Here is a 26,528-nt window from a genome sequence, read left to right on the forward strand (position 1 = left end):
TACTATTAACTTAAAAGTATCTAAAACAGAGTATAACCAATTACTTTGCCTTATTAATTTCGGCAATTGCATCATCAATTGCGCTTGCCGATGCTGTATCGTTTAACCCAGCCCTTTGTGTTTTTAACTTGGTTAATACAGCTATAATTTGAGGGCCAACGTACTTTTTAAATTCAACGCCCAGTTTTTTTATCTCGGTAATCCCTTGCAGTGCATGTTCCTGGCTTTTTATTCTGCCTATATAGGCAGCAAATTTGTCGGTAAGCTTATACCGTGATTCCTGGAAACGGCTCATATAAAACGTGAATATATAGTCCCATTTGTCGTCCCCGGCATTTGCTGTATAAACGGTGAACAGGGCGTTGGTTAAATCTCCTTCATTATCTTTTTCATACAGTGTTGCCAACGTCATAGCCTCGGCGGGGTTTATCTGGTTTATCGCCCACAAAGCGGCACCCTGTACGGTGTACGACTGGCTTTTTAAAGCTTGCTTTAATAGTTCAAGGTCGGTGGGTTTTCTATATTTCCCCAAAAGCACAATGGCTTGTGCCTGCGCCAACGGATTGTCGTCTTTTCGGGCAATGTCAGCAATCAATAGGTACGCCGCAGTGCGGATGGTATCGTTGTCCATGTTTATAGCACGCAGGGCTTTCAGGCGTAAACCAAAGTATTTGTCTTTTAAAGCACTAAGTAATATCCTTTGGCCTAACGGCGTTTTTTGTGACGATGTTGCTGCTTCAATAGCCTCGTAACGATCAAGATATAAAGGTGCCTGCTCGTATTGAAATGCATACTCTTCCAGTGTTTTATGATCGGTTTTTTTGGCAAGTAACAGCTTGTCGCCATCAACGTTTACCAGTTCGGGTTTTGACGGCAGGGTGAAAGTTAAGGTATCTGCCTTACTGTGCATCCAAACCTGGTGACGTTCTTTTTTGCCAGCTACGTAAATATCTACCGCAAACGGAAATGTGAAAATTTGCCCGCTTTGGGTTTGTTGCAGGTATATAGTTTGCTTTTTACTGCTTTCATCCCAACTATAGTTAATGTTTAGTTCGGGGTGCCCGGCGCCGTAATACCATTGGTTAAAAAACCAGTTCAAATCAAGTCCGCTCGCCTCCTCCATAGCCAGGCGAAGTTGTTGGGCTTCTGCACTTTTAAATGCATTTGTTGTCAGGTAAATATTCAATCCTTTGTAAAAAGCATCGTTCCCTAAATAATGGCGCAGCATATTCAGTATGCGGCCGCCTTTTTGGTAAGTAACGCCATCAAATACATCCTGGCTATCGTTATAATAAAAACGAACCAGGTTTTTTGTTGCATTTTGTGCGCTGCCCAGGTAGCCCTGTAAACCCTCCTGGATATGTTCGTCGGCAGCATCCTGTCCGTAGCGGTGTTCGGCCCAAAGTATTTCGCCCAGGTCGGCAAATGATTCATTAAGGGTGAGGTTGCTCCAGCTTTCGGTAGTTACATAATCGCCAAACCATTGGTGAAACAGTTCGTGGATGCTGCCAAAATCGTTATGAATCCTGTCAACCAGTTCGCGCCTGGTGGCCTGGGCGCCTTCGCCGGTCACCATTGCCGTTGTGTTTTCCATGGCTCCGCTTACATAGTCGCGCACGGTAATTTGCGCGTATTTATTCCAGGGATAATCCACCCCGGTAATTTTCGAAAAAAAGCTCATGGCATCTGGTGTAAAACCAAATATATCTTTTGCGTAAGGCGCATACTTGGGCTCAACATAGTAGCTTACCTCTTTGCCATGCCAACTATCCTTATAAATCGCGAAATCACCCACGGCCATTATAAACAGGTAGGGGGCATTGGGCAGCTCCATTTTCCAGGTATCGGTGCGGGTATTGTCGGCGTTGATTTTTTGTGATGCAAGCCTGCCATTGGATAGGGTGACATATTTTGCAGGAACGGTCATGGCTATTTCGCTGGTTGTTTTTTGATTGGGTTTATCAATGGTAGGGAACCAGGCCGATGAACTTTCCGGCTCGCCTTCTGTCCAGATCTGGGTTGGCTTATTTTTTTCTGTTCCATCGGGGTTAATAAAGTACAGGCCTTTCCCGTGTTTACGCGAGGTTTTTAACTCGTTGGGTTTAGCGGTGTAGTCTATGAATAGTGTATAGCTTTCATTATTGTGATAAACCCTATCTAATTTAATGGCAACGGTAAGGCTGTCGTAACTAAATTTAAGAGGATAATTTTTGCCATTTTTTGCAACGGAAATATTTTTCAGGTCCATGCCTTTGGCATCCAGCCTTAAGGTATCGGTTGGGTAAAAGTGAGGTTTTAGCGTAAGCCACTCTTTACCGTATAGGTAGCGTTTTTTATAATCAAAACTTACCGCCAGTTTGGTATGTACCAGGTCATTGATCTTAGCCGGGGTTTCCTGGTAGGTATTTGCTATTGGGTTTGCAGACTTTTCCTGGGCAAATACCCGGTTAAAAGCGCCAACGTTAGCCAAACCGGCGCAAAACAGCAAGGTTACAAAAAGCTTTTTCATATTCATTCGATTTGATACGAACAAATATATGATATTGTATAGTACTATTTATAACATAGTACTATTTATTTATGGACTTAACTCGTGTGTTATTACAGTGATGTAAATGGCTGGTAAATTCAATTAAAAATACTTAAATTTGTACTTAATTAAGTACTTAAAATATGGAGGTTTTAAATTATACGGAATTTCGGAAAAACCTTGCCCGAAATTTGGATAAAGTGAATGACGATGCCGAAGTTGTTATTGTATCGCGCAGCAAAGGAAAAAACGTTGTGGTGATTGGTTTGGATGAATATAATGCCATAACCGAAACATTGCATATTGTTAAAAGTGAAGCTAACAGGAAACGTTTGCAGGATGCTATTGACGAAATGGATAGCGGAGCCTTTTATCAGCACAAATTAATAGAGGATTAACTTGGAATTGGTTTGGCAAACCCAAGGCTGGGACGATTACTTACATTGGCAGCAAGCCGATAAAAAGGTGATGGAGCGAATTAACGCCCTTATTAAAGAATGCTTACGTTCACCATTTAAAGGCATTGGTAAACCCGAACCCTTAAAAGGAAATTTTGCAGGCTGCTGGAGCCGCAGGATAACCGACGAACACCGTTTGATTTATAAAGTTAAAGACGGCCGATTGCATATTTTGCAATGCCGATACCATTATCAAATTTAAAACAAAAAGGCCTTCAAAATTTCAAACCTACAAGGCTTTTTTGTGTTTAGTAATTTTCAATTCTACAAATTCTGATTTTATTTAGCCGCAAACAACGTCCACGGGTAGGCTTTCATATCGCGCAAATATTTGGCCTGGTAGTTATATTCGGGATGTTGCTTCAGGAAGGGTGCTGCCAGGAAATCATCGCCGCTTGGGTGGCCCATATGTGCCCATAGCTGGAGTTTACTAACCATATCGGCAGTGGCAACTTTGCCTTGTACGGCGCCCATGGGGTAGTAGGGGCCCTCGCTCCACTCGGGGCAGCCTTTAGGGTCTTTGTCAATATGGCCGTCAATAACGCAGCGGTTTAGCGCGGTTTTATTGTTAAGCGCATCAAAGGTATCGCCTTCAATTGTTTTACCGTTATCGGCATCAAGTTTGCCTTTGTAGTTAACACAAACCAGTTTTTCCATCCTCAACTTACGTGCGTTGGGCGAGTTGGTTTTATCATTTACATCAAATGTGGTTTCCTGTTTTATTAGGTTGGGATCGGCCGGGAAGTTGGAGCCTATCATGGCGGTATCTTTTGATCGCCATACTTTCATGGTTTTAAGGCCCAGCTCCAGTTTGGCCACTTCGTTGGTTTTGGTATCGCCAATGAGCCAGTCGTTAGCATAGCCGCCGTTGTTATCGGTAGTCATTATTTTAATTACATCGTCAATGCTATTACTGTATTGGGCGGCTTTGCGTGCTCGTACAAATTCGGGCGTGCGGGTGGTGTCAAAGCCTTTAAAGCCGGTTATGGTAGTTTCGGTTATCACTATGCCGCTGCTGGTTTCTACAAAATCATCGCCGCTGTGGATAAAGCCCGGCGCGGTATCCATCAGTATATGATTGCCTTTTTCGGGTACGATATCGGCAATTACATTCCAGCGTTCGCCCACAATATAATCTGTCCAGTTATTATGGCCAATCACTATTTTGCCATCTTTGGTATATTTTCCGGTGGCTATAAAGGCGCTGCAGTTGCCGGGCGCTTTATTATCGCCGCTACCGGGTTTTACTTTGTTCATCAAACCGGGTACATAATATTGGGCCAGCTCGATGTTGGCATTAAGCGCGGTGATATCCAGGGTATCGTATTTCAGGCCTTTGGCTTTCAAACCTTCGGTTATGCCACGTATCTCGTCCTGGTATTCTTTACCAATTTTGCCCCACATAAACCGGGCCGATGCCTTGCGGTAAAAAGCCCAGTCTTTTTTACTGGTATAGGGCAGGTAATACTGCATCACCTTTATTAAGGTATCTATTTCTTTAGATAGCAGGTAACCATGCTGATAGCCAATATCGGCCGGCGAACCCGCCAGGTGCACGTAAATCCATCCGTTTTTGTCTTCGCGGGAGGCTTTGCCCATGCGGTCATGTACTACGGTTGTTTTTTCTGTGGTTTTTTGCTTGCAGGCAAATAATAGGGTGGTGATAAAGATGATAGAAAGTGTTTGAGCAAATTGTTTCATCGTGTTTAACTGCTTAATTGTTAGATGGATGAATATAGGGAAAGAAAATGGGCTTAGCAACAGAACTTATTTTGCCAATGGAGAAATCGCTTTAAGCTAAGCAATTGACAGGATGCTCCAGAGGAGCAAAAGCTTTGTAGCATAAATGGATTAACGTTTTTGCGTGCCAGAGGTACGGAACCTTAGGTGACGTACCTCTGGCACGGAGCTTCATCCCGGGTTTTTTACTACAAAGCTTTTCCCTCGCTGGGGAGAAATTCCCTAACAAAAAATCAGGCTCATGAAATTTTACGCCGGCTGTTAAACGGTCATTTTCCTGCGCTCTGCATTGGCGTTTCGGAGATGGAAGTAACTCCCCAATTAAATCGCTTAACCCCCAGCTAAATACCCCGAAACCTTCCGTTAAAACAAGTATATAAAATTTATAAAAAAATAACTCACTAACTATTTGATTATTACTGTAAAGTTTCTATCTTTGCCGTCCCTTTCGGGGGGAATAATATGTCTTGAACGAAGCCCTACTGCTTCGATGGACACAAATAAATTAAAGAAATGTCAGGAATTATTGGTAAAAAAGTAGGAATGACCAGCATTTTCGACGAAACAGGGAAAAATATTCCTTGCACCGTAATCGAAGCTGGCCCTTGCGTGGTAACACAAGTTAAGTCTGTTGATACAGACGGATATGCAGCTGTACAGCTGGCATATGGCGACAAAAAGGAAAAAAACACCTCCGGTCCGTTAAAAGGACACTTCCAAAAAGCCGGTACAACTCCAAAGCGTAAGCTTGTTGAATTCAAAACTTTCGAGGATGAAAAATCATTAGGTGACACTGTTACCGTTGATATTTTTGCCGCGGGAGATTTTGTTGATGTGGTTGGTACTTCAAAAGGTAAAGGATTTCAGGGTGTGGTAAAACGTCACGGTTTTGGTGGTGTGGGTATGCAAACTCACGGTCAGCACAATCGTTTACGTGCGCCAGGTTCCTTAGGTGCGTCATCATGGCCGTCGCGTGTATTTAAAGGCATGCGCATGGCAGGTCAAACCGGTAACGTTCGTGTTAAAACACAGAACTTACAAGTGATTAAGGTTTACGCTGAGCAAAACCTGTTGGTTGTTAAAGGTTCCATCCCCGGAGCTAAGGGTTCATTCGTAATAGTGGATAAATAAGATGGAAGTAAACGTATTAAACGTATCAGGTAAAGAAACAGGTGCCAAGGTGCAGCTTCCTGAGTCGGTATTCGGTATTGAGCCAAACGATCACGCGATTTATCTTGATGTTAAGCAATTTTTAGCTAACCAACGTCAGGGTACACACAAATCAAAACAGCGTAACGAAATTGCAGGTTCAACCCGCAAATTATATAAACAAAAAGGTACAGGTGGTGCCCGTGCAGGTAGCGTTAAATCTCCATTATTTAATGGTGGTGGTCGCGTTTTCGGTCCGCAACCACGCGATTACAGCTTCAAATTAAACAAGAAGTTAAAATCACTGGCCCGTAAATCGGCTTTATCATACAAAGCAAAAGATAACAACATTTTAGTATTGGAAGATTTTAATTTTGATAGCATCAAAACTAAAAACTACATTAAAATGGAGGCCGACCTGAATGTTACTAATGACAAAACATTATTAGTAGTAGCAGGCGCCGAAAATAACAATGTGTATTTATCAAGCAGAAACCTGAAGAAAACGAAAGTAATTTCGGTTGAGCAGCTAAACACTTATGATGTGTTAAACGCTGGTAAACTGTTATTAACTACAGGCGCTGTAAAAACTTTGGAGGAAGCATTAGCTAAGTAATTATGGAAATTTTAAAGAAACCCCTACTTACTGAAAAAGTAACTCAATTAACCGAGAAACTTAACCGTTATGCTTTCAAAGTTGATCACAGAGCAAACAAAATTCAGATTAAAGGCGCCATTGAGGCAATGTACGGTGTTAACGTTAAGGCGGTAAACACTATGAAATACGTCGGCAAACTTAAAACTCGCAATACTAAGGCAGGCGCCGTTTCTGGCCGTGCTGCTACGTATAAAAAAGCGATCATTACTTTGAATGACGGTCAAACAATTGATTTTTACAGCAATATATAATTATAGAGATGGCAGTAAAGAGATTTAAACCGGTTACCCCCGGTACCCGTTTCAGAGTTGACGTATCTAACTCAGATATTACAACAAACGTTCCTGAAAAGTCGTTGGTTGTATCATCCAACACAAGATCGGGCGGACGTAACAACACCGGTAAAATGACTATGCGCTACTTAGGTGGTGGTCATAAGCAAGCATACAGGTTGATTGATTTCAAACGTAATAAATTTGACATCCCTGCAAAAGTTGCAACTATCGAGTACGATCCTAACCGTTCGGCACGTATAGCACTGTTACATTTTGTTGATGGTGAAAAACGATACATGATAGCTCCGGAAGGCTTAACAGTTGGAACGGTAGTTGTAGCCGGCGAGACAGCTACTCCAGAGGTTGGTAACACCATGCCTTTGAAGAACATCCCGTTAGGTTCTATCATCCACAACATTGAGTTAAACCCAGGCCAGGGTGGTGTAATTGCCCGCAGTGCCGGTACTTATGCCCAGCTTTCGGCGCGCGATGGTAAATATGCCATCATCAAATTGCCTTCAGGCGAAACCCGTATGATATTGTCAACTTGTTTGGCAACTATCGGTACCGTTTCAAATGGCGAAAGAGCAAACGCGGTGTTAGGTAAAGCAGGCCGCAAACGTTGGTTAGGCCGCAGGCCGCGTGTTCGTGGTGTTGCCATGAACCCGGTAGATCACCCTATGGGTGGTGGTGAGGGTAGAGCCTCAGGTGGTCATCCACGTTCACGTAAAGGTTTGTTAGCTAAAGGCTACAAAACTCGTGATAAGAAAAAAGGGTCGGATCGTTATATCATTGAAAGAAGGAAAAAATAATGGCACGTTCAATTAAAAAAGGACCTTATATTGATCATAACCTGGAAAGAAAAGTTCTGACCTTGAATGAATCAAGCAAAAAATCAGTTGTAAAAACATGGTCACGTCGTTCCATGATCTCTCCTGATTTCGTTGGTCACACATTCGCAGTACACAATGGTAACAAGTTTATCCCGGTGTATGTAACAGAAAACATGGTTGGTCACAAGTTGGGAGAATTTGCTCCAACCCGTACATTCCGCGGTCACGCAGAGAAGAAAAAATAACAGGCAATGGAAGCAACAACAAAAATTAAAAAGTCTGTACGAGTAGAGCAGCAAAAAAAAGCGGCTAAAGCCATCGTTGGCGGCCCTGCAGTTGCCAAGTTACAGGACTGCCCAACTTCACCACGCAAGATGCGTTTGGTAGTTGACCTGGTTCGTGGTAAAAATGTATTTTCAGCTTTAAGTATCTTAAAGTTTACTAATAAAGAAGCTGCCATCCGTGTAGAGAAATTATTAGTATCGGCAATTACTAACTGGGAAGCAAAAAACGAAGGTAAAAAAGCCGAAGATCATGGCTTGTTTATTAAAGAAATCTCGGTAGGCGGTGGCCGTCAGCTAAAAAGGTTACGCCCTGCTCCGCAAGGAAGGGGATACCGTATCCGTAAACGCTCAAACCATGTAACACTGGTTGTGGATAGTAAAAACGAAAACAATTAATTTGAAATGGGACAGAAAGCACATCCAATAGGTAACAGATTAGGAATCATCAGAGGTTGGGATTCTAATTGGTTCGGTGGCAATCATTATGCCGACAAATTAGTTGAAGACGAAAAAATCCGCAAATACCTTTCAGCACGTATCGCTAAAGGTGGTGTATCAAAAGTGGTTATCGAACGCACATTAAAACGCATCACTGTAACTATACACACTGCCCGTCCGGGTATTGTGATTGGTAAAGGCGGTGCCGAAGTTGATAAGATTAAAGAAGAGTTGAAAAAACTTACCAAAAAGGAAGTTCAGATCAACATCTTCGAAATCAAACGCCCCGAGCTTGATGCACAATTAGTGGCAGAAGGTATTGCAAAACAATTAGAAGCACGTATCTCTTTCCGCCGTGCCATGAAAACTACTATAGCTTCAACCATGAGAATGGGTGCCGAAGGTATTAAGATCATGACATCAGGCCGTTTAGGTGGCGCCGAGATGGCACGTAGCGAACAATATAAAGAAGGAAGAATTCCTTTGCACACTTTCCGTGCTGATATTGACTACGCATTAGCAGAAGCATTAACTACTTATGGTAAAATAGGTGTTAAAGTATGGATCTGTAAAGGCGAAGTTTACGGCAAACGCGATTTATCGCCAAACATTGGTGGTGCAAGCAGCGCAAGCGGTAAAGGTGGCAGGCCAGATGGTGCCCCGGCATTCGGTGGTCGTGATAACGCTCGCGGTGGCGAACGTGGTGGCGAGCGCAGAAATGACAGGAAACCAGGTGGTGGCGATCGCAGAGGCGGTCCTGGCGCAGGTGGTCAAGGTGGTCCTCGTGGTGGCGGTAGCCGTCCGGGTGGTCAAGGTGGCAGCCGTCCAGGTGGTCAAGGTGGCGGTAACCGTCCAGGTGGCCCAGGAAAGAGATAATTATAAAATAGAAAGACAAATATCGTAACGATATAAAAGCTTAAGAAAATGCTACAGCCAAAAAGAACGAAGTTCAGAAAGATGCAAAAAGGCAGGATGAAAGGTTTAGCCACTCGTGGTGCTGAACTTTCATTCGGATCTTTCGGTGTAAAATCACTCGAAGCGGCATGGATTACCAGCCGCCAGATCGAGGCTGCACGTATTGCTGTAACACGTTTTATGAAACGTGAAGGCCAGGTGTGGATCAGGATTTTTCCTGACAAGCCTGTAACCAAGAAACCAGCAGAGGTACGTATGGGTAAAGGTAAAGGTGCTCCTGAGTACTGGGTAGCGGTAGTACGCCCCGGAAGGATCATTTTTGAGGCCGAAGGTGTGCCTATGGAAGTTGCTAAAGAGGCTTTGCGCCTTGCAGCACAAAAACTTCCGGTACAAACAAGATTTATTGTACGTAGGGATTACGTAGAAGCATAAATTGGAAGAGTTGAAAAGTTGTAAAGTTTTCACAAGTTGTAAAGTTAGATGCCGAACTTTCAACCATCAAACCAAAACAATACAACGTTGAAACTTTCTACTATTACAACAAATAACACAAGAAGATGAAGAACTCAGAAATTTTGGGACTATCTACAGAAGAACTGGTAGCAAAAATCGGCGAGGAAAGGTCAACCCTTACCAAATTGAAATTTGCTCACGCAGTGTCGGCTATCGAGAATCCATCCCGTATAACAAAGGTACGCAAGGGAATTGCTCAGTTAAATACTGAATTAACAAAACGCAAAGCGGCGTCGGCTTCTGAAAAGAATTAATTTTTTAAGCATTCAGAAAAATGGAAAGAAATTTAAGAAAAACACGTACCGGCCTGGTGGTTAGCAATAAGATGGAAAAATCTATTGTAGTGGCTGTTGAGCGTAAAGTGAAACACCCTATCTACGGTAAATTCGTGAAAAAAACCACAAAATTTATGGCTCATGATGAGACCAACACTTGTGGCATTGGCGATACCGTATTGATTATGGAAACCCGCCCGCTGAGCAAGAGCAAAAACTGGAGATTAGTTCAAATTTTAGAAAGGGCTAAATAAGATGGTACAACAGGAATCAAGATTAAACGTAGCCGATAACAGTGGCGCTAAAGAAGTTTTAGTGATCCGCGTGTTAGGTGGTACCGGCAAAAGGTATGCATCTATAGGCGATAAGATAGTAGTAACCGTAAAAAGCGCTTTACCTTCAGGTAACGTGAAAAAAGGTACTGTATCAAAAGCCGTAGTAGTACGCACCAAAAAAGAGATCCGCAGAAAAGATGGTTCATACATCCGTTTCGACGATAACGCAGCTGTTTTGTTAAATAACCAGGATGAGCCAAGAGGCACACGTATCTTTGGCCCTGTTGCAAGAGAACTGCGTGAGAAACAATTTATGAAAATTGTATCATTAGCACCGGAGGTATTGTAATCATGGAAAAGAAAAAAGTTGCAACACCAGGCAAACTGAAAATTCGCAAAGGCGACCTGGTAAAAGTTATAGCCGGCGATTCAAAAGGATCGCAAGGTAAAGTAGTTGAGGTGATAATAGCAAAAAACAGGGCTGTTGTTGAAGGTGCCAATATGGTATCAAAACATACCAAACCTAATGCTGCTAACCCTAACGGCGGAATTGTTAAACAAGAAGCTGCTATACATATTTCAAACCTTGCGCTGGTTGACCCTAAATCAGGTAATACAACCCGTGTTGGCCGTAAATTGAACGATGCCGGCAAATTAGTAAGGGTAGCAAAAAAATCAGGGGAGGAAATTAAGTAATGACTTACGTACCAAGATTAAAAACAAAATACAAGGACGAAATTCGTACCGCACTGAAAGATAAATTTCAGTACAAAAGCGTAATGCAGGTTCCTAAACTGGAGAAAATTGCCATTAACCAGGGTGTTGGCGGTGCTACTACCGATAAAAAACTTATCGAGAACACCATCACCGAGTTAACAACCATCACTGGCCAGCAGGCAGTATCTTCAAAATCTAAAAAAGATATCTCGAACTTTAAATTGCGTAAAAATATGCCGGTTGGCGTACGTGTTACCTTGCGTGACAACACAATGTATGAGTTTTTGGATCGTTTAATCGCTGTTGCCCTGCCACGTATCCGTGACTTTAAAGGCATCAACGACAAAGGTTTTGACGGCAGAGGTAACTATACTTTAGGTATTACAGAGCAAATTATATTCCCTGAGATAAATATTGACAAAATCAATAAAATCCAAGGTATGGATATTACCTTTGTAACCTCCGCAACAAACGATGTTGAAGCATTGGAGTTGTTGAAACAATTTGGATTACCATTTAAAAATCAAAATAGCAATGGCTAAAGAAGGTGTAAAAGCTCGTGAAGTAAAGCGCGCTAAATTGGTTGCTAAATACGCAGAGAAAAGAGCAGCCCTTAAAGAAGCCGGCGATTACGTTGGTTTGGATAAATTACCTAAGGCATCATCTCCGGTAAAATTACACAACCGTTGTAAATTAACCGGCCGCCCACGTGGTTATATGCGTCAGTTTGGTATTTCACGCGTAACATTCCGTGAAATGGCTCTTGATGGCAAAATCCCGGGAGTAAAGAAAGCAAGCTGGTAATTTCAGTAGCAAGTATATAGTATCAAGTAGCAAGACATACCTTGCGAACGGTATTGAAGAGTAGAGGTAGTTAGCATCAGAAAACAAGACAAAATCTTGATACTTGATACTAACTACTTGATACTATAAAAAAGAATTAACCGATGGAAGGTCGCCCCGGATGTTACGGGAAGGAAACCACCATCATAACCCAATAAAATGAATACAGATCCAATCGCAGATTATCTTACAAGAGTAAGGAATGCTATTAAAGCCAACCATAGGGTTGTTGAAATTCCTGCATCAAATCTGAAGAAGGAAATCACTAAGGTGCTTTTCGACAAAGGTTACATTGCCAATTACAAGTTTGAGGAAAATGGTCCGCAAGGCAGCATCAAAGTTGCTTTAAAGTACCACCCGATAACTAAAATTTCTGCTATCCGTAGCATTACGCGCATCAGTAAACCAGGTTTGAGGAAATACGCAGGCATGGAAAAAATGCCAAGAGTATTAAATGGTTTAGGTATCGCCATCCTGTCAACTTCTAAAGGCGTAATGTCTGATAAAGAAGCCCGTCAGCAAAATGTAGGTGGCGAAGTTTTATGCTACGTTTATTAATAGGAGAAATTAAGCAATGTCAAGAGTAGGAAAAGCACCGATAGCAATGCCAGCAGGAGTAACTGTTACCGTATCAGCAGATAATGTTGTTACAGTAAAAGGCCCTAAAGGTCAATTGCAGCAAGCAGTTGATAGCGATATCACCATTGCACAGGAAGATGGTCAGTTACTGGTTCAACGCCCGTCTGATCAAAAACGTCACAAAGCATTACATGGTTTATACCGTGCGCTTATCAACAACATGGTAGTAGGCGTAACCGAAGGTTACAAAATCCAACAGGAATTGGTTGGTGTAGGTTACCGTGCTACCAATACCGGTAATACATTAGATTTAGTGTTGGGTTACTCTCACCACTATGTATTTGAATTGCCAACAGAAATTAAAGTTACAACCACTGCTGATAAGGGTAAAAACCCAACTATCATACTTGAATCAATTGACAAACAGTTAATTGGCCAGGTAGCTGCAAAAATACGTTCGTTACGTACTCCAGAGCCTTACAAAGGTAAAGGTATTAAGTTTGTAGGCGAGATATTGAGAAGAAAAGCAGGTAAATCAGCATCTAAAAAATAATCGTCATGGGAGCTAAATTATCAAGAAGAGACAGGATTAAAAAAGGTATCAGAAAACGCCTTTCAGGATCAACAGAGCGTCCTCGCCTGTCAGTATACAGGAGCAATAAAGGTATTTACGCGCAGATCATTGACGATTTAACCGGTAAAACTATCGTATCAGCATCATCTTTGTCAAAAGATTTTACCGCTGATGGCACAAAATCTGATCAATCAGTAGCCGTAGGCAAACTGGTAGCTCAGAAAGCTATCGCAGCAGGTATTAAAGATGTGGTTTTCGACAGGAACGGTTATTTGTACCATGGTCGTGTTAAGTCACTGGCCGAAGGTGCACGTGAAGGTGGTTTAAACTTTTAATCGAACAGAGAAATGTCAACAATCAACATAAAAAGAGTAAAAACAAGCGAGATCGAATTAAAAGACCGCTTGGTAAGCATACAGCGTGTTGCCAAAGTAACCAAAGGTGGCCGTACTTTCAGCTTTTCTGCCATTGTGGTAGTAGGCGACGAAAACGGTGTTGTAGGTTACGGATTAGGCAAAGCAAAAGAGGTTACCGAAGCCATTGCAAAAGGTATTGATGATGCTAAAAAGAACTTAGTTAAAGTTCCTATTATCAACAACACAATCCCTCACGAGCAAATTGGCAAATTCAGCGGTGGTTTCGTTTTCCTGAAACCAGCAGCAAACGGTACCGGTGTTATCGCGGGTGGTGCAATGCGTGCAGTGTTAGAGTCTGCAGGTATCCACAACGTGTTAGCTAAATCAAAAGGTTCATCAAATCCGCACAACGTGGTTAAAGCAACTGTATCTGCGTTATCACAATTACGTGATGCCCATACCGTAGCACAGCAACGTGGCGTTAGTTTAGGTAAAGTATTTAACGGATAATCAGTCATGGCCAAAATCAAAATAACACAGATTAAGAGCGTGATCGACAGAAGTGAGCGCCAAAAAAAGACTATCGAAGCATTAGGCTTGCGTAAAATTAACCACAGTGTGGAAGTTGAGGCAACTGCAGCTATAATTGGTATGGTTAGAAAAGTTAACCACCTGGTAGCGGTAGAAAATATTTAATATCATGAATTTAAGTAATTTAAAACCTGCAGAAGGTTCTACTAAAAATAGGAAAAGAATTGGCCGTGGTACAGGTTCTGGCCGTGGCGGTACGTCAACCCGTGGCCACAAAGGCGCCGGTTCACGTTCAGGTACAAGCAGCAAGGTAGGTTTTGAAGGCGGTCAGATGCCTTTACAACGCCGTGTGCCTAAGGTTGGTTTTAAAAACCCTAACCGCGTAGAGTATACTGGTGTAAACCTTGATGTATTGCAAGAATTAGTAACAAAATACACACTTGATGTTGTTGATTTTGATACTTTGAAATTACATGGTTTGGTATCACGTAACGACCTGGTTAAAATTCTGGGCCGTGGCGAATTAACTGCCAAATTAGAAGTTAAGGCACATGCATTTACTGCTACAGCTCAAAAAGCTATTGAAGCAGCTGGTGGTACCATAGTTAAGCTATAATTTTAGGATGAAGAAATTTTTCACCACATTATCCAATATCTGGAAAATCGAAGATTTAAGAGTGCGTATTATAAACACACTCTTATTTCTTGCAATATATCGCGTTGGTACTTTCGTTGTTTTGCCAGGGGTTAATCCTGCATTAGTAGCTAACCAGAAAGCAGAAGGATTAGTAGGATTGCTGAATATGTTTGCAGGAGGGGCGTTTTCACATTCGTCTATTTTTGCATTGGGTGTAATGCCTTATATCTCGGCTTCAATTGTGGTGCAATTATTAGGCATCGCGGTACCTTATTTTACCAAATTGCAAAAAGAGGGCGAAAGCGGCCGTAATAAGCTAAACCAGTGGACACGTTACCTAACCATAGGTATAACTGCCCTGCAGGCTATAGGTTATTTAAAATCGCAGATCTCTGCTGATGCGATGATGATCAGTAACCCATTCTTTACTGTTCTTAACATGTTTGTTTTAACGGCAGGTACATTATTTGTAATGTGGCTGGGCGAAAAAATTACAGACAAAGGTATTGGTAACGGTATATCGCTTATCATCATGGTGGGTATCATTGCCCAGTTGCCCGGCGCATTTTTAACAGAATTTAACTCGCGTACCAGTGGTACAGGCGGTTTAATTACATTCATTGTTGAAATTGTGGGTTTAATTGGTGTTGTAATGTTTACTATCCTTATTGTACAGGGTACCCGTAAAATTGCGGTGCAGTATGCTAAGCGTATAGTGGGCAATAAACAATATGGTGGCGTGCGCCAGTATATACCGTTAAAGGTAAATGCTGCCGGTGTAATGCCTATTATATTTGCGCAGGCATTAATGTTTATACCGCAAACTGTACAACAGTTCATGCCAAGCATTTCATCAAACGGTATACTAATTGCGTTATCAAATTATAATTCATGGCAGCATAATACGCTGTTTGGCGTGTTGATCATCCTGTTTACTTACTTCTATACTGCTATTACGGTTAACCCTAACCAGATGGCTGACGATATGAAGAAGAACGGCGGGTTTATTCCGGGTGTTAAACCAGGTAAATCAACTGCCGATTATATAGATGGTGTAATATCAAAAATTACCTTACCAGGGTCTATTTTCCTGGCTATGATAGCAATTATACCGGCAATTGCCAGTTTGGTTGGTGTATCTCCAATCTTCGCAAGATTTTTTGGCGGCACATCGTTAATTATCCTGGTAGGTGTTGTGTTGGATACCTTGCAACAAATAGAAAGTCACCTGTTGATGCGCCATTACGATGGTTTAATGAAAACCGGACGGATTAAAGGACGTACAGCAATGCCTGCTGCTGCCGGAACAAGTCCGACAGCGATCTAATAAGGAATGTCAAAAATAATTTACAAGTCTGCCGAGGAAATAGAGTTGATCCGGGAAAGCGCGCTGCTGGTGTCGAGAACACATGCAGAGGTTGCTAAAGTAATAGGCCCGGGTGTTACTACTATCGAACTCGACAGACTTGCTGAAACCTTTATACGTGATAACGGCGGTATCCCCGCTTTTTTAAACTACGGCGGGTTTCCCTACTCCCTCTGCATATCATTAAATGACCAGGTAGTTCATGGTTTCCCCGGAAAACATGTACTGGTAGAAGGTGATTTAGTTTCTGTTGATTGCGGTGCTATATTAAACGGTTTTGTAGGCGACTCGGCTTATACTTTTGCTATTGGCGAAGTAAGCGACACAGTAAAAAAACTCATGCGGGTAACCCGTGAGTGTTTGGACCTTGGAGTTGCTAAAGCTGTTGCAGGCATGCGGATAGGTGATATAGGCTACGCGATACAGGAACACGCCGAGAAAAATGGCTTTGGAGTTGTTAAAGAGCTGGTAGGGCATGGTGTGGGGGTTAAACTTCACGAAAAGCCCGAGGTGCCTAATTACGGTAAACGTGGATCGGGTATTAAGCTTGAAGAGGGGATGGTGATTGCCATTGAACCGATGATAAACGCCGGCCGCGCCGGTGTTAAGTTTTGGGATGATGGATGGACTGTATCAACTGTAGATAAGAAAGCATCTGCTCATTATGAGCATACTGTTGCTATAGGTAAAGGAAAACCTGACATTTTATCAACGTTTGAGTATGTTGATAATGTTTTAAAAGAAAAGAATAATAATTAAATAATTTTTATTAATTTTGCATCCCGGTTTTAGGGCGGATAATTAAGTAAAAATCAACAAAATATGGCTAAACAATCTTCGATCGAACAGGACGGTACAATTAGAGAGGCATTGTCAAATGCAATGTTCAGGGTTGAGCTGGAGAACGGTCATGAGATTATAGCCCATATTTCGGGCAAGATGCGTATGCACTATATCAAAATTTTACCTGGCGACAGAGTAAAATTAGAAATGAGTCCGTACGATTTGAGTAAGGGTAGAATAACCTATAGATATAAATAAAAAAGAGATGAAAGTTAGAGCATCCATTAAAAAACGCAGCGCAGATTGTAAGATCATTCGCCGTAACGGGAAACTTTACGTTATTAACAAGAAGAATCCTAAGTACAAACAACGCCAGGGCTAAGAACAATTAATTTTGAATTAGTGAATTAGTGAGTTATTGAATTAAAAATCATCTCGCACAATCACTAAATCACTAAATCACTAAATAAAGAATATGGCAAGGATATCAGGTATTGATTTACCAAAGAATAAAAGAGGAGAAATCGGACTTACTTACATTTTCGGTATAGGCCGCTCAACAGCTCAAAAGATTTTGACTGAGGCAGGTATCGATTTTAATACAAAAGTACAGGACTGGACCGATGAGCAGTTAGCCTCAATCCGTGGAATCATCAACGATCAGATTAAAGTGGAAGGTTCACTTCGTTCGGAAGTGCAATTGAACATTAAACGTTTGATGGACATTGGTTGCTACCGTGGTACACGTCACCGTAAAGGTTTACCATTACGTGGTCAGCGTACTAAAAACAACTCACGTACCCGTAAAGGAAAACGTAAAACAGTTGCTAATAAAAAGAAAGCTACTAAGTAGTAAATAACGATTGGTTAGCAGCGGGTAGTTATATACTTTAAGCTTACCAGGAATAAAAATTATAATCACGATTAGTGGGTCAGGGTTATTCTATAACCCAGTAATTCATTAATTCAATAATTAAAAAAATGGCTAAAAGTAAAAAAGTTACCAAAAAGCGCATTGTGATTGTTGAGCCTGTTGGCGAAGCACACATCAATGCTACTTTTAACAACATCATCATTACCCTTACCAACAAAACCGGACAGGCTATTTCATGGTCATCTGCAGGTAAAATGGGTTTCAAAGGTTCAAAAAAGAACACTCCTTATGCTGCCGGTCAGGCTGCTGCCGATTGCGGTAAAGTTGCTTATGACTTTGGTTTGCGTAAAGTAGAGGTGTTTGTAAAAGGCCCTGGTGCTGGTCGTGAGTCGGCTATCCGTACTTTGCAAACTGCAGGTATCGAAGTTACCACTATCAAAGACATTACACCGCTTCCACACAATGGTTGCCGTCCGTCAAAAAGAAGAAGAGTTTAATTAACAGATTTTAAAGCTAAGATTCTACAGCTACAGGCTGTAAGATACTTTAAAAATACACAAAATGGCCAGATATACAGGACCTAAGTCCAAAATTGCACGTCGTTTCCGTGAGCCGATCTTCGGTCCGGATAAAGCGTTAGAACGTAAAAACTATCCACCGGGAATGCATGGCGCCTCAAAACGTCGTGGAAAACAATCTGAGTATTCAACTCAGTTAATGGAGAAACAAAAAGTTAAATACACTTATGGTGTATTAGAGCGTCAGTTCGAAAACTTGTTTCACCGCGCTTCGGCTAAAGAAGGTATCACAGGTGAAAACTTGCTGAAATTCTTAGAAGCCCGTTTAGATAACGCTGTTTATCGTTTAGGTATATCACCTACACGTTCAGGCGCCCGTCAGTTGGTTAACCACAAACACATTAATGTTAACGGTGCTGTTGTAAACATCGCATCATATGCATTAAAAGCTGGTGACGTTATCTCTGTACGTGAAAAATCTAAATCATTAGAAGCTATTACTACATCAGTAGCAGGTAGAAGAATCAACAAATACAGCTGGTTGGAGTGGGATGCAAATACCTTAACAGGTAAATTCCTTAACTATCCTAACCGCGATGAAATTCCTGAAAACATTAAGGAGAACCTAATCGTCGAGTTGTATTCAAAATAATAAAAATAATTATCCATGGGATGGTTGGCATATTCTGTCAATCATTTTCGTGGTTAAAATCATTTCAATTAGTAAACAATAAATAAAGGATATAAATGGCAATTTTAGCATTTCAAAAACCAGACAAGGTTATCATGCAAAAAGCAAATGATTTTGATGGTACGTTTGAATTTCGTCCGTTAGAACCAGGTTTTGGTGTAACCATTGGTAATGCTCTGCGTCGTATCTTACTTTCATCACTCGAAGGTTATGCAATTACTTCAGTACGTTTTTCGGGAGTAACGCATGAGTTTTCAACCATCAAAGGTGTTGTTGAAGACGTAACCGAGATCATCTTGAACCTTAAACAGGTTCGTTTTAAAAAGACTGGTGAATCTGGCGACAGCGAGAAAATATTTGTTATTATAAATGGCCAGGATGCTTTTAAAGCCGGAGACATTACTAAATTCTCCAACAACTTTACAGTATTAAACCCTGATCTGGTTTTATGTAACATGGACTCATCAGTAACGCTTGAAATTGAGCTTACTGTTGGTAAAGGCCGTGGTTACGTGCCGAGTGAAGAAAACAAAAACCCTGATGCAAATGTTGGCGTTATCGCTATCGATTCTATCTATACGCCGATAAAGAACGTTAAATATACCATCGAAAACTATCGTGTTGAGCAAAAAACCGACTATGAAAAATTAGTATTAGATATTGCTACCGATGGTTCTGTTCATCCTGAAGATGCTTTGAAGGAAGCTGCAAAGATCCTTATCCAGCACTTTATGTTGTTCAGCGATGAAAACATGATGTTAGAAGCGCAGGCTAAAGAAGAAACTAAAGAAGTTGACGAGGAAATTTTGCACATGCGCAAGATTCTTAAAACTGAATTGGTTGATCTTGACCTTTCTGTACGTGCATTAAATTGCCTTAAAGCTGCAGATATCCGCAGCCTGGCCGATTTAGTATCGTACGATGTTGCTGATATGTTAAAGTTCAGGAACTTTGGTAAAAAATCACTGACTGAAATCCAGGACCTGGTTAAATCAAAAGGTTTATCTTTTGGTATGAACCTGTCTAAATTTAAGTTAGACGAAGAATAAGTCGTTAAATCTTGAGTTCTGAGTGTTGAGTTTATCTCTGTCACTCGGGACTCAAGTCATTTATAGGGTAGTTGGTTTTTTAGGGTTTTAAACTCACTACTCATCACTTAAAACTCAATACTATTAAATAGCGAAGGCATAATTCCGAAGGCTTGAGTAAATCGCCGGACGGTATGCACGTGAAATAATTTAAAACAATGAGACACGGAAACAAAAACAATCACTTAGGCCGTACTACCAGCCATCGCAAGGCGATGCTGTCAAACATGGCAACTTCGCTTATCCTACACAAGCGTATTACTACAACATTAGCTAAAGCAAAAGTTTTGCGCGGTTATATCGAACCACTTTTAACTAAATCAAAAAGCGATACTACTCACTCTCGTCGTACAGTGTTTAGCTACCTGCAAGATAAAGATGCTACAACTATCCTTTTCCGCGAGATTGCTGAGAAGATTGCTAACCGCCCAGGTGGTTACACCCGTATCATCAAGTTAGAAAACCGTTTAGGTGACAACGCCGAAATGGCGATCATCGAGTTAGTAGATTATAACACTGTTTACGGTGTTGATACTGCCGCAACTGCTAAAAAATCAACACGTCGTCGTGGTGGTTCAGCAAAAGCTAAAACAGCAGCACCAGTTGCAGCTGAAGAAGCAGTAGTTGTTGAAGAAGCTAAAGAAGCACCAGTTGCTGAAGCGCCTGCAGCCGACGCTCCGGAAACTGAAGAAAAAGGAGAATAATTATTCTTTTTTTTAGATATAAAAACGCCCTGTTCATTTGAGCAGGGCGTTTTTTTTTGACATGATAATTGGAATGCGTGGATGACGGATTTATAAACCAGATGGCGGTTTGGTGAGTTTGTATGTCAGCAATCCTTCTATCTCCTCCATCTGCTCAAGGCCACACTTGTCCATTAGCCTGCGCGATGGCAGGTTATCGGCATAAGTATGCACAATAATGGCTTTTACAAACGGATGCGTAAATGCCCATTTAATCATCGCCTGTATGGCCTCTGTAGCGAAGCCCTTGTTGTGCTGGTTGGCATCAATCATGTAGCCTATTTCTGCTTCGCCGTTTTCGTTTGGATAGCCCGCAAAGCCCATGCCACCGACGGATGTGTTTGTGCTTTTAAGCACCAGTTCCCAATCGGTATACCATAGGTATTTGTCGGGATAGGCGAGGGTATTGGGCAGCCAGAAGTTGTCCAATGCATCAATGATTTCGGCATAATAAAATGGATCAACGAGCATAAAGGACGGTGTCAGTCCCATGGAAATTTCCATCAGCGTGCGGTCCTGGCGTAGCAATAAAAGTTGCTGATGTGTTAACGGTATCAGTGTTAACCGTTCAGATTCTAAATAAAACATTTGATTTGTTTAGGAATTAAATAACAATAGTAAACCGGTTCTCTTTTTTAAAGTGAAGGTTAAGCTTTGCGGGCAAAGCTTTTGTTATACAATTCCAGGCGTAGTGATTAGCCTGATTTGATTTGTGAGTAACAGAGGCGTCTTGTTTGTTGGGATAAAGATGGGAATTTAGTTTGTAAATAACTAATAATGGAAACGTTGTTGGCGACGCAGAATTTGCGTTAGGGGTAGTAGCGGATACCGGCCCCGAGCCTAAGGCCGTGTGTGCGTATGAGCGGATGACCCGGCCGTAGGCAACGCCATTGGTTGAATGATGAGGGATTGTTTATACACTCAAATGTTATTCACTTACCACCTTTCGCCTTTTACCTTTCTCCTTTCACCTCCAACGAAGCGATTTCTGCCAACCTGTCACCACAGTTTATGACTTTTCTGACGCAATAATTGTCATCCTGACCATATGCCCTGCCAAACGGGTTTGGCACAAACGTTGATAAATAGGAGTTGTAGTAAATTAATAAAATCAAGAAAAAACAATCATATGTCTAAAATAATTGGAATCGACTTAGGAACAACAAACTCCTGCGTGTCTGTAATGGAAGGTAACGAACCTGTAGTTATAGCAAATAGCGAGGGAAAACGTACTACGCCATCCGTTGTAGCTTTTATTGATAACGGCGAGCGTAAAGTTGGTGATCCGGCTAAACGTCAGGCAATCACTAACCCTACAAAAACCATTTCGTCTATCAAACGCTTTATGGGTAACCAGTTTAACGAAGTTACCAGCGAGGCCGCACGCGTACCTTATAAGGTAGTTAAAGGAGATAACAACACCCCACGTGTTGAAATTGGCGACCGTAAATACACTCCACAAGAGATTTCGGCCATGATCCTTCAGAAAATGAAGAAAACTGCCGAAGACTTTTTAGGAACTGAAGTTACTGAAGCTGTTATTACAGTACCTGCGTACTTTAACGATGCACAACGCCAGGCAACTAAAGAAGCCGGTGAAATTGCTGGTTTAAAAGTTCGCCGTATTATTAACGAACCTACTGCTGCTGCCTTGGCTTATGGCTTTGATAAAGCACACAAGGATATGAAAATTGCGGTATTTGACTGCGGTGGTGGTACGCATGACGTATCAATCCTTGAATTAGGTGATGGTGTATTTGAAGTAAAATCAACCGATGGTGATACGCACTTAGGTGGTGACGACTTTGACCAGGTAATTATTGACTGGTTAGCTGACGAATTTAAAAGCGACGAAGGTATTGATCTGCGTAAAGATCCAATGGCTTTGCAACGTTTAAAAGAATCGGCCGAAAAAGCTAAAATTGAGTTGTCAAGTTCTGCACAAACAGAAATTAACCTGCCATACATTACAGCTGCCGATGGTATGCCTAAACACCTGGTTAAAACTTTAACCCGTGCTAAATTTGAGCAACTGGCAGATAGCCTGATTAAACGTACTATTGAGCCTTGCAAAACAGCATTGAAAAATGCAGGTTACAGCACATCAGATATCGACGAAGTTATCCTGGTAGGTGGTTCAACCCGTATCCCTGCTATTCAGGAAGCTGTTCAGAAATTCTTTGGCAAAACTCCATCAAAAGGTGTTAACCCAGATGAGGTTGTAGCTATCGGTGCTGCTATTCAAGGTGGTGTATTGACAGGCGAAGTTAAGGATGTGTTGTTGTTAGATGTTACCCCGCTTTCATTAGGTATCGAAACTATGGGTGGTGTAATGACCAAATTAATTGAGTCGAACACAACTATCCCGACTAAAAAATCTGAAACTTTCTCAACTGCCAGCGATAGCCAGCCATCTGTTGAGATCCACATATTACAGGGTGAGCGCCCAATGGCTGCAGGTAACCGTACTATAGGCCGGTTCCACCTGGATGGTATTCCACCAGCACCTCGGGGCGTGCCTCAAATCGAAGTAACATTTGATATTGATGCCAACGGTATATTGCACGTATCTGCTAAAGATAAAGCAACCGGTAAAGAGCAAAAAATCCGTATCGAAGCCTCTTCGGGTTTAACTGATGCCGAGATTAAAAAGATGAAGGATGAAGCTGAAGCTAATGCTGATGCCGACAAAAAAGCACGTGAAGAAGTTGAAAAACTTAACGGTGCCGATGCCTTGATCTTCTCGACAGAAAAACAACTGAAAGAGTACGGTGATAAAATTGGCGCTGATAAAAAAGCTCCTATCGAAGCTGGTTTAGCTAAGTTAAAAGAAGCTTACGCTGCTAAAAACTTTGATGCGATTGAAGCCGCTCAAACTGAACTGAACGCTGCATGGGCAACCGCATCTGAAGAGATGTACAAAGGTGCTGCCGATGGTGGTCAGCCTCAGCCAGAAGCTAACGCAGGCGCACAAGATCATGGCGACACCGTAACTGATGTTGACTTTGAAGAAGTAAAAGACGAGAAATAATATTAAATTTCGTTAAATTAAATACAATACAAGGGCCCGGTTGAAGAAATTCAGCCGGGCTTTTTTGGGCGATAATTTTTGTCCTTTCATAGCATGACGAGAGGTGCATCATTTAATCTTGTTCCTCCTGTCATTCTGAGGTACGAAGAATCTATTTTACGCCATGCACGGCCGATAGGAAAGTTCGCGAATAGATTCTTCGTACCTACCCATGACATATCGAATTATATAGGTACTAAGTCCACATTAAATTCGATAGCGAGCTTTTGTAAATACCTTTGCTTCTGCTCTTTAAGCATGTTATCATATGCCTCTATGCCTTTTTCTACAAAATCGCTCCCTTTAACCATTAAACGCCAATATTGAATAGCCAATTTTCTGGCAGTTGCTTTGATGGCTATCGCCGGACCTTTTCTTCCTCTTAACCGTCTGGCGAATGCTCCCCATCCAATGTATTTGCTGTTTAGCAAGCCGCACGCCATTTCCTTGAATATCTGGCCGGCGGTAGGTTTTCCTTTGCTTTTACTTTTGTTTTTCTTGCCCGAACGGTTCTGACCGGGAGATACCCCAAGCCAATTGGCAAACCGTTTTTCCGTCGACCACTGGCTTAAATCGGCTCCAATTTCTGTATATAACTGTAACCAGTTATAATCTGTAAAGCCGGGAAGCCTGGTGGCATCCCGGCCACCAAATATTTTCAGCAAATGCCCGCCAAGGTCTTTAACCTGGGGCTTATTGTGCCTGATCGGTTTTCTATTTCCGGTATTTGTACCGGGCGGTAGTTGTTTGTCTTTATTAATCTGTTGCAAGGTGCTATCTATTTTCCGGTCACACTCCAAGATCTGGCCTTGATAAAAAAGATATGCCTTATAAGCCTGCTCCAGGGCAAAAAGCCCATGTGGCGTGTAATGGCCCTCCAAAGCCTTTAATACTTCTTCGCTCTTTTTATCTTTGATTTTTTTGTGGCAGAGAGCAAGCAGCTTATAACGGTCTCTTTCACCGGAAAGGATTGCTGTTATAAGGGCTTTTCCACTGGCCCCATGTATCTGACTTAATACTTCCGGTAAACGGATATTCATTTCGATCAGGGCCTTTTGCATATGCTGAATATGCATCGAGGCACTCCGGAGGTGGTCTTCACGTAATCGCTGGTAACTACGTAGCTCCTTGAGCAGCCCCTCAGAAACGTAGCAACGGTTCAGTAAACCATAACTATGTAACTGCTGGATCCACTGGCAGTCTTTCACATCTGTCTTTCTTCCAGGCAACTGTTTGGTTTGGCGGCCGTCGACCAGCCACACATCTAACCCTGCATCTGACAGGATATCATGAAGTACATACCAGTAAACACCTGTAGCTTCCATCGCCACTGTAGTTACCCGGTTCTCCAGTAAATATTTACTAAGTGCTACCAGATCGCCGGTAAAGGTTTCAAAGCTACGGACAGGGCCGCTTTCCAGGCCAACGAAAACATGACGGGAGCCAATATCTATACCGGCTGCATGTGTACGCATTTTTTCCATATCAAGCTTGTTTTAAATAAGCTGTGCCCGAAGGAGTATAAGGAAAAACAGGCTACCCATCGGACAAATCACTGTAAACAGGATCGTACCATACCTTCAGACTCTATCTTCGGAACCATACTCAGACACAGGCACGAAGCACTATAACTCGACCGGCCACACTGCACAGCGTTAACAAAAGTATGTCATTTCACCTTCAGAATTTCGCGAAATTTTAACACTCAGAATGACAAGAGTATTTTTCTTATTTTTACTCCATAACAAAAGGCAAATAAATTTCAATGTCAACAAAACCAATTGTAGCGGGCCTGATGGCCTACGGTATGTCGGGCCGTATTTTTCACGCCCCATTTTTATCAACCAATCCTGGCTTTACTTTTAAAGCTATTGTGGAACGCCATGAAAAAAAGGCCGGCAAAGTATACCCGGATGTAATTAGCTATAACACTATAGACGAATTGCTGAATGACACTGAAATTGAATTGATTGTTGTTAATACGCCAAACGATACCCATTTTGACTATGCCATGCTGGCGCTTAATGCCGGTAAACATGTGCTTATAGAAAAACCAGCCGCAGTTACTTCGGCAGAAGTAAAGACATTATTTGATTTGGGCAGGCAGCTTGATTTGAAAGTAATGATTTACCAAAACCGCCGGTACGATAGTGGTTTCATTTCGGTAAAAAAAGTTATTGAAAGCGGCCGGCTTGGCGAACTGATAGAAGTGAATTTCAGGCTCGACAGGTACCGTATGGCTATCGGGGCAAAGCAGTTTAAGGAAACTAAAGAAACGCCGGGTAACGGCTTAACGTACGATTTGGGCGCGCACCTGGTTGACAACGCCATTAGTATTTTTGGCCGGCCGTTAAGTTATGTGAAAACTACAGCCACACATCGTCCCGGGTCGCAGGTTGATGATTATTTTCACATTCATTTAAGTTATCCCAACCAATTAAACGTGTATTTAACGTCGGGCTTGTTGATTGCCGAGCATCTGCCGGGCTTTGTTGTACATGGCACATTGGGCAGTTTTGTAAAGTTGCGTACAGATGTGCAAGAGGCACAATTAGATGCCGGAATGATGCCGGATGCAGCAGGTTTTGGAGTTGAGCCTGAAGGAAGCGAGGGTAAATTGGTACTGATGGGGCCTGACAATGAGAAAACTGTAGAGTGGGTTCCGTCAGACAAGGGTAATTATAATGGTTTATTTGATGCCGTGTATCATACTGTGCGTGAAAATGCGTTATTCCCGATAACTGAGGAACAAATAGCCTGGCAGATGGAATTGCTGGAGAGCTAAAAATATCGTAACTATGCTTTAATGAAATAT

37 protein-coding genes are annotated in these 26,528 nt (G+C 41.9%); 33 read left to right on the forward strand and 4 right to left on the reverse strand.

The features are described 5' to 3' along the window. Positions 1-40: 40 nt before the first annotated feature. Positions 41-2,509: a M1 family metallopeptidase gene (locus tag PQ469_RS04355; protein ID WP_274211873.1), complete on the reverse strand. Its 2,469-nt coding sequence runs from the start codon at positions 2,507-2,509 to the stop codon at positions 41-43. A 164-nt stretch (positions 2,510-2,673) separates the two neighbouring features. Between PQ469_RS04355 and PQ469_RS04360 the strand changes: the two genes are divergently transcribed. Both PQ469_RS04360 and PQ469_RS04365 read left to right on the forward strand, forming a co-directional pair. Next, positions 2,674-2,928, forward strand: coding sequence for a type II toxin-antitoxin system Phd/YefM family antitoxin (locus PQ469_RS04360; RefSeq protein WP_274211874.1), 255 nt, complete (start codon positions 2,674-2,676; stop codon positions 2,926-2,928). Position 2,929: 1 nt separating this feature from the next. After that, the gene (locus tag PQ469_RS04365; RefSeq protein WP_274211875.1) at positions 2,930-3,190 is read left to right on the forward strand and encodes a Txe/YoeB family addiction module toxin; all 261 of its coding nucleotides are present in this window, start codon (positions 2,930-2,932) and stop codon (positions 3,188-3,190) included. Between the two features lie 77 nt (positions 3,191-3,267). On the opposite strand, the gene PQ469_RS04370 is transcribed toward PQ469_RS04365, so the two are convergent. Continuing rightward, the gene (locus PQ469_RS04370) at positions 3,268-4,689 is read right to left on the reverse strand and encodes a C45 family autoproteolytic acyltransferase/hydrolase (protein ID WP_274211876.1); all 1,422 of its coding nucleotides are present in this window, start codon (positions 4,687-4,689) and stop codon (positions 3,268-3,270) included. A gap of 552 nt (positions 4,690-5,241) precedes the next feature. Between PQ469_RS04370 and rplC the strand changes: the two genes are divergently transcribed. The 29 genes from rplC (at position 5,242) to rplQ (ending at position 20,604) form a co-directional block, all read left to right on the forward strand. Continuing rightward, entirely contained in the window at positions 5,242-5,859 is a 618-nt protein-coding gene (gene rplC, locus PQ469_RS04375) for a 50S ribosomal protein L3 (protein ID WP_090643368.1), read from the forward strand. 1 nt (position 5,860) lies between these two features. Beyond that, positions 5,861-6,493 carry a 50S ribosomal protein L4 gene (rplD, locus tag PQ469_RS04380; protein WP_090643371.1) on the forward strand — a complete coding sequence of 211 codons (633 nt, stop codon included), beginning with the start codon at positions 5,861-5,863 and terminating at the stop codon, positions 6,491-6,493. Positions 6,494-6,495: 2 nt separating this feature from the next. After that, positions 6,496-6,786 carry a 50S ribosomal protein L23 gene (gene rplW / locus PQ469_RS04385; RefSeq protein WP_090643376.1) on the forward strand — a complete coding sequence of 97 codons (291 nt, stop codon included), beginning with the start codon at positions 6,496-6,498 and terminating at the stop codon, positions 6,784-6,786. Positions 6,787-6,794: 8 nt separating this feature from the next. Beyond that, a complete protein-coding gene (rplB, locus tag PQ469_RS04390) occupies positions 6,795-7,622 on the forward strand; it encodes a 50S ribosomal protein L2 (RefSeq protein WP_090643381.1) in 828 nt (275 codons plus the stop codon). Further along, entirely contained in the window at positions 7,622-7,888 is a 267-nt protein-coding gene (gene rpsS / locus PQ469_RS04395) for a 30S ribosomal protein S19 (RefSeq protein ID WP_076377419.1), read from the forward strand. Before rplB ends, rpsS begins: the two co-directional genes overlap by 1 nt. A gap of 6 nt (positions 7,889-7,894) precedes the next feature. Next, positions 7,895-8,323, forward strand: a complete 429-nt coding sequence (gene rplV / locus PQ469_RS04400; RefSeq protein ID WP_337993755.1) for a 50S ribosomal protein L22 — start codon at positions 7,895-7,897, stop codon at positions 8,321-8,323. A gap of 6 nt (positions 8,324-8,329) precedes the next feature. Next, the gene (gene rpsC / locus PQ469_RS04405; protein WP_090643390.1) at positions 8,330-9,241 is read left to right on the forward strand and encodes a 30S ribosomal protein S3; all 912 of its coding nucleotides are present in this window, start codon (positions 8,330-8,332) and stop codon (positions 9,239-9,241) included. A gap of 48 nt (positions 9,242-9,289) precedes the next feature. Then, positions 9,290-9,712, forward strand: a complete 423-nt coding sequence (rplP, locus tag PQ469_RS04410; RefSeq protein WP_090643396.1) for a 50S ribosomal protein L16 — start codon at positions 9,290-9,292, stop codon at positions 9,710-9,712. A 125-nt stretch (positions 9,713-9,837) separates the two neighbouring features. Further along, the gene (gene rpmC, locus PQ469_RS04415) at positions 9,838-10,047 is read left to right on the forward strand and encodes a 50S ribosomal protein L29 (protein ID WP_090643399.1); all 210 of its coding nucleotides are present in this window, start codon (positions 9,838-9,840) and stop codon (positions 10,045-10,047) included. A gap of 20 nt (positions 10,048-10,067) precedes the next feature. Continuing rightward, entirely contained in the window at positions 10,068-10,322 is a 255-nt protein-coding gene (rpsQ, locus tag PQ469_RS04420) for a 30S ribosomal protein S17 (RefSeq protein WP_008506277.1), read from the forward strand. A gap of 1 nt (position 10,323) precedes the next feature. After that, the gene (gene rplN / locus PQ469_RS04425) at positions 10,324-10,692 is read left to right on the forward strand and encodes a 50S ribosomal protein L14 (RefSeq protein ID WP_073405786.1); all 369 of its coding nucleotides are present in this window, start codon (positions 10,324-10,326) and stop codon (positions 10,690-10,692) included. 2 nt (positions 10,693-10,694) lie between these two features. Further along, the gene (gene rplX, locus PQ469_RS04430; protein ID WP_147052923.1) at positions 10,695-11,039 is read left to right on the forward strand and encodes a 50S ribosomal protein L24; all 345 of its coding nucleotides are present in this window, start codon (positions 10,695-10,697) and stop codon (positions 11,037-11,039) included. Then, positions 11,039-11,602 (forward strand): 50S ribosomal protein L5, encoded by a 564-nt coding sequence (rplE, locus tag PQ469_RS04435; RefSeq protein WP_090643407.1) that lies wholly within the window; start codon positions 11,039-11,041, stop codon positions 11,600-11,602. The genes rplX and rplE overlap by 1 nt, the downstream gene beginning before the upstream one ends. Continuing rightward, on the forward strand, positions 11,595-11,864 hold the full coding sequence (gene rpsN, locus PQ469_RS04440; RefSeq protein ID WP_090643411.1) for a 30S ribosomal protein S14: 270 nt from the start codon (positions 11,595-11,597) through the stop codon (positions 11,862-11,864). Before rplE ends, rpsN begins: the two co-directional genes overlap by 8 nt. Before the next feature lie 198 nt (positions 11,865-12,062). Then, on the forward strand, positions 12,063-12,461 hold the full coding sequence (gene rpsH, locus PQ469_RS04445) for a 30S ribosomal protein S8 (protein WP_090643415.1): 399 nt from the start codon (positions 12,063-12,065) through the stop codon (positions 12,459-12,461). Between the two features lie 16 nt (positions 12,462-12,477). Next, positions 12,478-13,035 (forward strand): 50S ribosomal protein L6, encoded by a 558-nt coding sequence (gene rplF / locus PQ469_RS04450; RefSeq protein ID WP_090643419.1) that lies wholly within the window; start codon positions 12,478-12,480, stop codon positions 13,033-13,035. A gap of 5 nt (positions 13,036-13,040) precedes the next feature. Further along, on the forward strand, positions 13,041-13,391 hold the full coding sequence (gene rplR / locus PQ469_RS04455) for a 50S ribosomal protein L18 (RefSeq protein ID WP_090643423.1): 351 nt from the start codon (positions 13,041-13,043) through the stop codon (positions 13,389-13,391). 12 nt (positions 13,392-13,403) lie between these two features. Then, positions 13,404-13,922: a 30S ribosomal protein S5 gene (gene rpsE / locus PQ469_RS04460; protein ID WP_090643427.1), complete on the forward strand. Its 519-nt coding sequence runs from the start codon at positions 13,404-13,406 to the stop codon at positions 13,920-13,922. A gap of 6 nt (positions 13,923-13,928) precedes the next feature. Beyond that, positions 13,929-14,108 carry a 50S ribosomal protein L30 gene (gene rpmD, locus PQ469_RS04465; protein WP_090643431.1) on the forward strand — a complete coding sequence of 60 codons (180 nt, stop codon included), beginning with the start codon at positions 13,929-13,931 and terminating at the stop codon, positions 14,106-14,108. Positions 14,109-14,112: 4 nt separating this feature from the next. Continuing rightward, complete coding sequence (rplO, locus tag PQ469_RS04470) at positions 14,113-14,559, forward strand: 50S ribosomal protein L15 (protein WP_090643436.1); 447 nt, start codon at positions 14,113-14,115, stop codon at positions 14,557-14,559. A 7-nt stretch (positions 14,560-14,566) separates the two neighbouring features. Then, a complete protein-coding gene (gene secY / locus PQ469_RS04475) occupies positions 14,567-15,907 on the forward strand; it encodes a preprotein translocase subunit SecY (protein WP_090643441.1) in 1,341 nt (446 codons plus the stop codon). A gap of 6 nt (positions 15,908-15,913) precedes the next feature. Continuing rightward, positions 15,914-16,705 (forward strand): type I methionyl aminopeptidase, encoded by a 792-nt coding sequence (gene map, locus PQ469_RS04480; protein WP_090643445.1) that lies wholly within the window; start codon positions 15,914-15,916, stop codon positions 16,703-16,705. 63 nt (positions 16,706-16,768) lie between these two features. After that, entirely contained in the window at positions 16,769-16,987 is a 219-nt protein-coding gene (infA, locus tag PQ469_RS04485) for a translation initiation factor IF-1 (RefSeq protein WP_090643449.1), read from the forward strand. 7 nt (positions 16,988-16,994) lie between these two features. Then, on the forward strand, positions 16,995-17,111 hold the full coding sequence (gene rpmJ / locus PQ469_RS04490; protein ID WP_074487407.1) for a 50S ribosomal protein L36: 117 nt from the start codon (positions 16,995-16,997) through the stop codon (positions 17,109-17,111). Positions 17,112-17,204: 93 nt separating this feature from the next. Beyond that, entirely contained in the window at positions 17,205-17,582 is a 378-nt protein-coding gene (gene rpsM / locus PQ469_RS04495; protein ID WP_090643454.1) for a 30S ribosomal protein S13, read from the forward strand. A gap of 128 nt (positions 17,583-17,710) precedes the next feature. Further along, positions 17,711-18,100 (forward strand): 30S ribosomal protein S11, encoded by a 390-nt coding sequence (gene rpsK, locus PQ469_RS04500; RefSeq protein ID WP_090643458.1) that lies wholly within the window; start codon positions 17,711-17,713, stop codon positions 18,098-18,100. A 64-nt stretch (positions 18,101-18,164) separates the two neighbouring features. Then, positions 18,165-18,773 carry a 30S ribosomal protein S4 gene (gene rpsD, locus PQ469_RS04505; RefSeq protein WP_090643461.1) on the forward strand — a complete coding sequence of 203 codons (609 nt, stop codon included), beginning with the start codon at positions 18,165-18,167 and terminating at the stop codon, positions 18,771-18,773. Positions 18,774-18,868: 95 nt separating this feature from the next. Next, positions 18,869-19,861: a DNA-directed RNA polymerase subunit alpha gene (locus tag PQ469_RS04510; RefSeq protein ID WP_090643464.1), complete on the forward strand. Its 993-nt coding sequence runs from the start codon at positions 18,869-18,871 to the stop codon at positions 19,859-19,861. A 197-nt stretch (positions 19,862-20,058) separates the two neighbouring features. Further along, entirely contained in the window at positions 20,059-20,604 is a 546-nt protein-coding gene (gene rplQ / locus PQ469_RS04515; protein WP_090643470.1) for a 50S ribosomal protein L17, read from the forward strand. A gap of 90 nt (positions 20,605-20,694) precedes the next feature. Here the strand turns inward: rplQ and PQ469_RS04520 are convergent, their stop codons facing one another. Then, positions 20,695-21,231 carry a GNAT family N-acetyltransferase gene (locus tag PQ469_RS04520; protein WP_274211877.1) on the reverse strand — a complete coding sequence of 179 codons (537 nt, stop codon included), beginning with the start codon at positions 21,229-21,231 and terminating at the stop codon, positions 20,695-20,697. Positions 21,232-21,772: 541 nt separating this feature from the next. Between PQ469_RS04520 and dnaK the strand changes: the two genes are divergently transcribed. Then, on the forward strand, positions 21,773-23,674 hold the full coding sequence (dnaK, locus tag PQ469_RS04525; protein ID WP_090643479.1) for a molecular chaperone DnaK: 1,902 nt from the start codon (positions 21,773-21,775) through the stop codon (positions 23,672-23,674). Positions 23,675-23,898: 224 nt separating this feature from the next. On the opposite strand, the gene PQ469_RS04530 is transcribed toward dnaK, so the two are convergent. Next, a complete protein-coding gene (locus PQ469_RS04530) occupies positions 23,899-25,197 on the reverse strand; it encodes an IS110 family RNA-guided transposase (RefSeq protein WP_274209026.1) in 1,299 nt (432 codons plus the stop codon). A 281-nt stretch (positions 25,198-25,478) separates the two neighbouring features. Between PQ469_RS04530 and PQ469_RS04535 the strand changes: the two genes are divergently transcribed. Beyond that, positions 25,479-26,498 (forward strand): Gfo/Idh/MocA family protein, encoded by a 1,020-nt coding sequence (locus PQ469_RS04535; RefSeq protein WP_274211878.1) that lies wholly within the window; start codon positions 25,479-25,481, stop codon positions 26,496-26,498. Positions 26,499-26,528: the final 30 nt, after the last annotated feature.

It is taken from the genome of Mucilaginibacter sp. KACC 22773, from assembly GCF_028736215.1.
Taxonomy (GTDB): domain Bacteria; phylum Bacteroidota; class Bacteroidia; order Sphingobacteriales; family Sphingobacteriaceae; genus Mucilaginibacter.

Coding starts and splice junctions, on each gene's coding strand:
- PQ469_RS04355 (WP_274211873.1), bottom strand. CDS start 2,509: ATGAAAAAGCTTTTTGTAACCTTGCTGTTTTGCGCCGGTTTGGCTAAC.
- PQ469_RS04360 (WP_274211874.1), top strand. CDS start 2,674: ATGGAGGTTTTAAATTATACGGAATTTCGGAAAAACCTTGCCCGAAAT.
- PQ469_RS04370 (WP_274211876.1), bottom strand. CDS start 4,689: ATGAAACAATTTGCTCAAACACTTTCTATCATCTTTATCACCACCCTA.
- rplC (WP_090643368.1), top strand. CDS start 5,242: ATGTCAGGAATTATTGGTAAAAAAGTAGGAATGACCAGCATTTTCGAC.
- rplD (WP_090643371.1), top strand. CDS start 5,861: ATGGAAGTAAACGTATTAAACGTATCAGGTAAAGAAACAGGTGCCAAG.
- rplW (WP_090643376.1), top strand. CDS start 6,496: ATGGAAATTTTAAAGAAACCCCTACTTACTGAAAAAGTAACTCAATTA.
- rplB (WP_090643381.1), top strand. CDS start 6,795: ATGGCAGTAAAGAGATTTAAACCGGTTACCCCCGGTACCCGTTTCAGA.
- rpsS (WP_076377419.1), top strand. CDS start 7,622: ATGGCACGTTCAATTAAAAAAGGACCTTATATTGATCATAACCTGGAA.
- rplV (WP_337993755.1), top strand. CDS start 7,895: ATGGAAGCAACAACAAAAATTAAAAAGTCTGTACGAGTAGAGCAGCAA.
- rpsC (WP_090643390.1), top strand. CDS start 8,330: ATGGGACAGAAAGCACATCCAATAGGTAACAGATTAGGAATCATCAGA.
- rplP (WP_090643396.1), top strand. CDS start 9,290: ATGCTACAGCCAAAAAGAACGAAGTTCAGAAAGATGCAAAAAGGCAGG.
- rpmC (WP_090643399.1), top strand. CDS start 9,838: ATGAAGAACTCAGAAATTTTGGGACTATCTACAGAAGAACTGGTAGCA.
- rpsQ (WP_008506277.1), top strand. CDS start 10,068: ATGGAAAGAAATTTAAGAAAAACACGTACCGGCCTGGTGGTTAGCAAT.
- rplN (WP_073405786.1), top strand. CDS start 10,324: ATGGTACAACAGGAATCAAGATTAAACGTAGCCGATAACAGTGGCGCT.
- rplX (WP_147052923.1), top strand. CDS start 10,695: ATGGAAAAGAAAAAAGTTGCAACACCAGGCAAACTGAAAATTCGCAAA.
- rplE (WP_090643407.1), top strand. CDS start 11,039: ATGACTTACGTACCAAGATTAAAAACAAAATACAAGGACGAAATTCGT.
- rpsN (WP_090643411.1), top strand. CDS start 11,595: ATGGCTAAAGAAGGTGTAAAAGCTCGTGAAGTAAAGCGCGCTAAATTG.
- rpsH (WP_090643415.1), top strand. CDS start 12,063: ATGAATACAGATCCAATCGCAGATTATCTTACAAGAGTAAGGAATGCT.
- rplF (WP_090643419.1), top strand. CDS start 12,478: ATGTCAAGAGTAGGAAAAGCACCGATAGCAATGCCAGCAGGAGTAACT.
- rplR (WP_090643423.1), top strand. CDS start 13,041: ATGGGAGCTAAATTATCAAGAAGAGACAGGATTAAAAAAGGTATCAGA.
- rpsE (WP_090643427.1), top strand. CDS start 13,404: ATGTCAACAATCAACATAAAAAGAGTAAAAACAAGCGAGATCGAATTA.
- rpmD (WP_090643431.1), top strand. CDS start 13,929: ATGGCCAAAATCAAAATAACACAGATTAAGAGCGTGATCGACAGAAGT.
- rplO (WP_090643436.1), top strand. CDS start 14,113: ATGAATTTAAGTAATTTAAAACCTGCAGAAGGTTCTACTAAAAATAGG.
- secY (WP_090643441.1), top strand. CDS start 14,567: ATGAAGAAATTTTTCACCACATTATCCAATATCTGGAAAATCGAAGAT.
- map (WP_090643445.1), top strand. CDS start 15,914: ATGTCAAAAATAATTTACAAGTCTGCCGAGGAAATAGAGTTGATCCGG.
- infA (WP_090643449.1), top strand. CDS start 16,769: ATGGCTAAACAATCTTCGATCGAACAGGACGGTACAATTAGAGAGGCA.
- rpmJ (WP_074487407.1), top strand. CDS start 16,995: ATGAAAGTTAGAGCATCCATTAAAAAACGCAGCGCAGATTGTAAGATC.
- rpsM (WP_090643454.1), top strand. CDS start 17,205: ATGGCAAGGATATCAGGTATTGATTTACCAAAGAATAAAAGAGGAGAA.
- rpsK (WP_090643458.1), top strand. CDS start 17,711: ATGGCTAAAAGTAAAAAAGTTACCAAAAAGCGCATTGTGATTGTTGAG.
- rpsD (WP_090643461.1), top strand. CDS start 18,165: ATGGCCAGATATACAGGACCTAAGTCCAAAATTGCACGTCGTTTCCGT.
- PQ469_RS04510 (WP_090643464.1), top strand. CDS start 18,869: ATGGCAATTTTAGCATTTCAAAAACCAGACAAGGTTATCATGCAAAAA.
- rplQ (WP_090643470.1), top strand. CDS start 20,059: ATGAGACACGGAAACAAAAACAATCACTTAGGCCGTACTACCAGCCAT.
- PQ469_RS04520 (WP_274211877.1), bottom strand. CDS start 21,231: ATGTTTTATTTAGAATCTGAACGGTTAACACTGATACCGTTAACACAT.
- dnaK (WP_090643479.1), top strand. CDS start 21,773: ATGTCTAAAATAATTGGAATCGACTTAGGAACAACAAACTCCTGCGTG.
- PQ469_RS04530 (WP_274209026.1), bottom strand. CDS start 25,197: ATGGAAAAAATGCGTACACATGCAGCCGGTATAGATATTGGCTCCCGT.
- PQ469_RS04535 (WP_274211878.1), top strand. CDS start 25,479: ATGTCAACAAAACCAATTGTAGCGGGCCTGATGGCCTACGGTATGTCG.